Raw genomic sequence first — 6,706 nt, forward strand, 5'->3', positions numbered from 1 at the left:
AAGCAGGCAAGACGCGCTATTTAAGTAACTTGATCAACGCTCGCCCTAAACGGGCGTTGAGCGCACCTGCAGCAATCGCTTCAGCAGAATTTTCCATAAACTTCGCCGACAAGCTGCCGCCAATTTGATTGGCAACTTCGTCGGTAGCTAAGTCAAACACGCCTTGCGCCGCAATGTTTTGCGCCAACACTTTAAGCAACTTCCAGTTCCCTGCTGTACTTGGCCTTAGTCCATACACGCGGGCCATACGACGAATGGTACGAAAGCTAATCCATACCACAGCAAAAGTTTGAATAAGATTATTTGGGCTTATAAACGCAAGGCTTCCGGCGGTCACCGACTCTTTATTCAGCACCTTGTGCGCCTTTTCCTGAACCGGTTTTAGTACCGTGTCTTCGTACAGGCCTAATCTTTCTGAGCCTGTCATGTCATCTTGAAGCTGCTGCTTATAACGGTCGAAACAATGCGCTGCGTAAGAGCCCCGCGAAAAGCGTTTGCCGTGCTGGCTTAGCACGCGATCAATTTTCTGTGGCGATGCTTCTGTTTGCGCTGAAGGCTTTTGTTTCGCTGAAGGCTCTGCTCCCTTGCTAGCCAGCAAGTCTCGGATAACGCTTGCATCTTCCATCGCCGTATTTACTTGCTTGTAGCCTCGCCACTCTTTAAAACTCAAAAAGCTAAAGCAGCTAACAAACCCAACTAATAGCGCGCCTAGTACACCTGTACCGATGGGGTGCTCAGAAACGTTTGCCGCAAGGGTGGTATAAGCTTCAAAAACGAAAAAGCCAATTAATGAAACAACGCCAAACCCTAATGTTGCCGCACCTAACGACAGGCCACCTTTTTTAGTATCCACTTCCCATACATCCTCGGTAACTTGTTGCGGAAGTTTGGTTTCAGGCTGCGCTATGTCTAAGGTTTGTGTTTTAACTTTGGTTTTGTACTGCGGTTTTGTTACCGCATCACTTTCATTGTCGTTATTAGGTTTACCATATCCAGTCACCGCATTATGCTGATCTTCCTCACCGGCATCGCCGTAAATTGCATCGCGTCTTAGCGTAGACTGGCTTGTTTCTTCTGGGCTTTCGTCAAATGTATAAGGTTTATCGCTCATTCTTACTCTCCTTTGCCCAGTAAAAACTGAAGCAATCTATCTACGCCCTTACCCGCTAAAATACGCGCCTTAAAATCACTAGGCACACTCACATCAGGTACTGGAAAATGGCTGCCCTCTTCCATCTCTTTCAGTGTGCTGGGAATAGGTTCGAACGTAGATTCTACATAGCGGCCATCAGTGTCTTTATAACGAATAGCATCGTCGTTACTACCTTCGTCGGTTACTTGCATGCTAGACACTAAAAAATGCTCGAATTGTATGGGTTTACCATCGAACCGTGCTCTGGCTCCTTCGGTAATTTGGGTAAGTAAATTAAGTAAGTTAGCGCGCTGACTTACAGGCACAAGATCAGACTTAGTGGCAACAAACGCCACTCTGCCTATTTGTTCTTTTTTCAGCACATTGCGTGAAAACCACGTGCTTTGCCCGTACACAAAGGTGTCGGCCAAATGACTCAGAGTTTCTTTTAACTGATACAAATGCTGTCTGCTGTGGTTAAGCCCTTCAAACAAATCGACTAGAATAATTTGTTTGTCGGTTTCCTTGAAAATGGACTGCTTTAGCGGCGTTAACCACCCACTTTGGAATTTAGCAAAGTGCTTGTCGAATATTTTAAACCAAGGATGTGATACATCGCTGGTGATGCTAGACGGAAGCGGCGCAAAACCAAAGGCCTGCCAATCGAAGTCGCTCGATTCCAATAAAAAACTGCCCGGTTGAAGAAGCGAGATGCCGTTGGCCTTCGCTTCTACTAAATAATCGCGATAGGCATTAACCAGCAGCTGAATACGCTGTTCGGTTGGCTCTTGCTCAAAATCAAACTGATTAACAAACGCTTTCCACTGGTTGGCAAAATACTGCTGCGGCCCACTGCTAAGCTGAGCCCACGCAGAGTCTGACCAATGAGCATAGGTTTTACTTAGCATGGGAATGTCGGTCACCCATTCTCCAGGGTAATCGATAAACTCAAACACCACATCGCTATGAGGCAATACATGACGCTTCAATGAGGCGGTTTCTTTTAAACGCACCACCAGCTTAAAACCGAATGCTTCTTCGGTGGCTTTAGGCCACTGGCCGTTTTCAAGATCAGCAATGTTATGTATATGCGGGAACGGTTTGTAGCCTTCAATGGGCTCTATGCGCATATCAAGCACTTGGGATGGCGGCAAATAACGTAGCAAAGGTAAACACGCATAGCCCTCTTCACTACGGCTTTTCAGCATAGTGATAAGGCTGGTGAACAGCATAGATTTACCGCTTCGACTTAGCCCGGTAATGGTGAATCGGTGGGTTTCTTTGTTAAACACACTGCTAAGTTTGTCGCCAGTTAGCGACGCCATTGCCCGAGTCTTGTCAAAAAGCGTAGCGATATTTTTTTGCATTATTTTGTTTGTATTCTGCCTTTGCAGTTCCTATTCCCTTAAACCTAAACCTTTAAAAATAATATCCAGAGAGTGCGGCCTATACATTATTGCCCTCTCGTTATTATAGATATGCCTATAGGATTAATGTGGTTATTAAGGGGGAAAAGCAAGGGCAGTGCCAGCTAAACACGCCGCTTCGTAAATAAGTAACGCTAACGACGGCTAATAAACTAATGCTCGCGAGTCTTATTGAATAGCTTTTTCTTTATGCGATTTTTACTGGAATGCCAGTGATTCTTAGGTTTTCGCGGCGCGTTTTCAATAACGTGTTCAAAATCGATATCCGATTTTTTGGTGGGCGGAACGTGAGCACAAAAGAATGTATCAATATGTGACTGGGCCAGCTTCTTTAAGCTTTCGCGGTATTGGTTTGGGTGACATAACGGATATGGCGGTACTAGTTCACCTTTCACCTGTACCAATACATCGGCAATGTAAGCCTGCTGCGTGGGAATGTGCTTTAGCGTTAAATCGTGGTCGGTATGACCCGGCGTGTACATAACCTGCCAGTCAGGAAAACCGGGCAGTAACTGATTGTCGGCAAGCGTCATATCTGGCGCTAGTATTGGATTGTACCAAATAGGCATTCTTGGCTTGCCAATACGATTGGCCACCCACCAGGTTAGCAACAAATCTATGCCGTGAGCAGTACGCCCAGCAAACCCAGCATACCAATTAATCGCTTTGGGATGAGATGCCACCTGCGCACCAGTACGTTCACGTAGTTTAATGGCGCCTCCGGCGTGATCTGGGTGCATGTGTGTAACCACAATCAGCTTTAAGTCACTTAACGGACGACCTAAGGTTTGCGTAATGTATCGACACACGTTGTCTACATCGGCGCGGCTACAGCCATCAAGCAATAGCAACCCCTTGCTGTCTTCAACAAGATAAATATGCTGTATGTAGCCTGCAAGTGTGTGAATATTCATTACTGCTTCCTTTTCACCAAAACACGCGCCAACCACGGTATCTGACATACCTCATGTACGCTAGCACTAAACCCCGCTAATCGCTGGCAAAGTGTGGGCTGCGTGATAATGCCTATAGCGCTGAATCCTATCAGAACCTATCTGGTAAGACCAGATTCAGCGAACAAGTGTAGCATTAAATTGCGTAACCACATTAGCCCGGGCTCGCCTTCCTGCTGGCTATGCCAGTAAAGGTGTGTTTCCAACGCAGGTAGCTGATACGGCAGCTTGGTGCTAATCAGGTTATCATCGCTTACCGCATCAGCCACAGAGCCTGGCAAAGTTAACAAAGCGTTAGTGCTAGCCACCACATCTGCCGCGGCGCGATAGTTTTGGCAACGCCATAATGAAGGACGGCTTATACCTAGCTGCTGCAGCGCAATTTCTTCTACCGACGCCCCTTTTGCCCGGTTCGACACCGTTATATGGCGTGCCGCCACATACTTCTTCTTATCTATATTTTGTGCCAACGGGTTTTGCTTATTCATAAGCACCTTGTAGGTGTCGCGACGCAATAGAGAGTGAGAGATGGGCGCAGCAACAGCGCGACCAATATCAATAACAAGGTGGAGGTTTCGATTTGTTAAGTCTGCCAACATTACATCTCGATGTAAGCGAGTGCTTACTATTTCAACGTTAGGAGCTTGTTTTTCAAGGGTTGAAAGCAGAACAGGTAAAACGCCTAATTCAAGAGACTCTTGCATGGCAATAACAAAGCGCTGATGGCTATGTAACGGGTCGAAGTCGGTAAACTCCCCTAATGCTTTTCGGATATCGCTTAGGGCTTTAAGAATAGCGGGCGCTAACCGTTCGCAGGCCGCAGTAGGCAACATGCTTTGTTTTTCTTTAACAAAAAGTGGGTCGCCCAAAATATCCCTAAACCTGCGCATGGCATGGCTAACGGCCGATGGCGTAATGTGAAGCGCTTCAGCTACGCGGGTCATATTCCTATGCTGCCAAAGCGCTTCAAAAACCTTTAGCAGGTTTAGATCCAACTTCTCGAATTGTCTGTTTTCGAACATTGCCACTACCATGAATGAAATTCACACCATTTAAGGATTATATTTCATTTCATTCACTAAACAACTTTCTCTACTATGCGTTTAACAAACAGTTATCGCACGCTTTAGAGACAGCCCCTACATTTTAACTTGCGGCGACCGAAGTGCGAGATGTGAAGCAAATACTCTCTATATTTATTTAGTACAAATTCAACGAATGTTAAAAGGTGCCCTATGGATTTTTCACATAACGACAAAACCAAAGCCTTACTAGAGAAGCTCGATAATTTTATAGCCGAGCATATAGCGCCAATTGAAGATGAAGTTTACGACTTTCACCACAAAGAGAATAATCACGGCGACTGGAAAAGCTGGAAGCTGCACCCTGGTACTGAAGCGCTTAAAGCTAAAGCGCGTGAAGCAGGATTAGCCAACCTGTTTTTACCCGATGCCGAGCTAGGCCAGGGCCTTACCACGCTTGAATATGCGCCTATGGCAGAGCGCATGGGAAAATACCTCTTTGCACCAGAGATTTTTAACTGTAATGCGCCTGATACCGGCAATATGGAAGTGCTGTATCACTTCGGCAGCGGCGCCCAAAAAGAGAAATGGCTTAAACCATTGCTGGCAGGTGAAATACGCTCAGTGTTTGGTATGACAGAGCCTGATGTTGCTTCGTCTGACGCCACCAATATGGCTGCCACCATTATTGAAGATGGCGATAACGTAGTCATTAACGGTAAAAAGTGGTGGTCGACAGGGTTAGGCCATCCTAATGCTGCTATAACTATATTCATGGGCTTATCTAACCCCGATAACGACAAGCACAGTCGCCACAGTATGGTCGTAGTGCCGCTTGATACACCGGGAATTACCATTAAGCGCATGCTAGATGCCTACGGCGATTACGATGCGCCTTACGGCCACGGGGAAATGCATTTCGATAATGTGCGAGTGAGCAAAGACAACCTAATTATGGGTTTAGGCAAAGGCTTTGCTATTGCACAAGGGCGTTTGGGCCCAGGCCGTATTCACCACTGCATGCGCGCTATCGGCATGGCAGAAAAAGCGCTAGAGCTTGCTCTTAAACGCGGTCACGAACGGGTTGCGTTTGGTAAACCAATCATACGCTTAGGTGGCAACTTAGAACGCGTGGCCGATGCTCGCATGGCTATTGAGCAAGCGCGTTTACTCACGCTCCACGCCGCTTGGAAAATTGACAACTTAGGCGTAAAGCACGCTATGACCGAAATATCTGCCATTAAAGTGGTGGTGCCGAATATGCTACAAAGCGTGGTGGATATGGCACTACAAATTCACGGCGGTGCGGGTATGTGTAGCGACTTCCCACTAGCGCGATTTGCCGCTGGTGCAAGAGCCCTTCGCTTAGCTGATGGCCCTGACGAAGTGCATAAAGGCATGGTGTCACGACTAGAGCTTAAGAAATATCAGTAGTTATAATTGAAAAGAAAAATGCGGCTTCATTAAGCCGCATTTTTTATAGGTTAAACAGCTAAACTGGACAGCGCTAGTTGCCTTCTTCGCGCTGCTCAATGCGCTGGTGAATAGCGTCTAGTTTAGTAAAGCTATCAAATAATTCTGGATGGGTGGCAATCAACGCTGCAACGTGCTCGAATGCCTCTTCTCTCGTGTCGTTAGTAAGAAAGCGAATATGATCATCACTGGGTAAGCGGTTCAAATCAATTCCCGGGCCAGTAGACGAGACTTGCATCATCATTGAACGAAAGTCTTTCACATAGCGCGGTTCGCAACTTTTACGGGCAATTTGGCTTCCAATTGGCTTGTGGTATTTACAGATTACGTCGAACTTTGCGACCTCATTAATGCTGTTATACAACTCTAGGAACTCGAAACGCTGCTTGTCGAATGCACGCTTCAGTTGGGGAGAAGTTTTCTCACCCACTACGTCAATTGTTTCGTAGTTTTGTTTATCGGTATGTGCGGCGAGGTGGCCGCCAAGAAAAATACCTAACGTTAGTACTGTCAACTTAATGGCATTTGGGAACACTTTGTTTAAGTGTTTATTCATTTGAAACTCCATCTTCTGAACGTTTTAAAACAATAGCAACTGGTGCAATTTTAATCAATTAATAAAAATTTAAATTAAGAGTCTAGGAAAACTGTTTCATTAAAGAAGGATCACAAACAAAAAATGCGGCCTAAGCCGCATTT

Annotated in this window: 6 protein-coding genes; 1 reads left to right on the plus strand and 5 read right to left on the minus strand. The window is 46.0% G+C overall.

Annotation, left to right across the window (positions count from 1 at the left end; all coding sequences use genetic code 11):
- Positions 1-16 precede the first annotated feature (16 nt).
- The 4 genes from ACFI6J_RS05945 to ACFI6J_RS05960 all read right to left on the minus strand — a co-directional run bounded on the left by ACFI6J_RS05945 (position 17) and on the right by ACFI6J_RS05960 (position 4,534).
- Entirely contained in the window at positions 17-1,111 is a 1,095-nt protein-coding gene (locus tag ACFI6J_RS05945) for a YcjF family protein (protein ID WP_156085711.1), read from the minus strand.
- A gap of 2 nt (positions 1,112-1,113) precedes the next feature.
- On the minus strand, positions 1,114-2,499 hold the full coding sequence (locus tag ACFI6J_RS05950) for a YcjX family protein (RefSeq protein ID WP_156085710.1): 1,386 nt from the start codon (positions 2,497-2,499) through the stop codon (positions 1,114-1,116).
- A 212-nt stretch (positions 2,500-2,711) separates the two neighbouring features.
- The gene (locus tag ACFI6J_RS05955) at positions 2,712-3,473 is read right to left on the minus strand and encodes an MBL fold metallo-hydrolase (protein ID WP_014947788.1); all 762 of its coding nucleotides are present in this window, start codon (positions 3,471-3,473) and stop codon (positions 2,712-2,714) included.
- A 137-nt stretch (positions 3,474-3,610) separates the two neighbouring features.
- The gene (locus ACFI6J_RS05960; RefSeq protein ID WP_156085709.1) at positions 3,611-4,534 is read right to left on the minus strand and encodes a LysR family transcriptional regulator; all 924 of its coding nucleotides are present in this window, start codon (positions 4,532-4,534) and stop codon (positions 3,611-3,613) included.
- A 213-nt stretch (positions 4,535-4,747) separates the two neighbouring features.
- Between ACFI6J_RS05960 and ACFI6J_RS05965 the strand changes: the two genes are divergently transcribed.
- Positions 4,748-5,968, plus strand: coding sequence for an acyl-CoA dehydrogenase family protein (locus ACFI6J_RS05965; protein ID WP_156085708.1), 1,221 nt, complete (start codon positions 4,748-4,750; stop codon positions 5,966-5,968).
- A 73-nt stretch (positions 5,969-6,041) separates the two neighbouring features.
- On the opposite strand, the gene ACFI6J_RS05970 is transcribed toward ACFI6J_RS05965, so the two are convergent.
- Positions 6,042-6,563: a hypothetical protein gene (locus ACFI6J_RS05970; protein WP_156085707.1), complete on the minus strand. Its 522-nt coding sequence runs from the start codon at positions 6,561-6,563 to the stop codon at positions 6,042-6,044.
- Positions 6,564-6,706: the final 143 nt, after the last annotated feature.

The organism is Alteromonas sp. G4i13 (assembly GCF_054960505.1).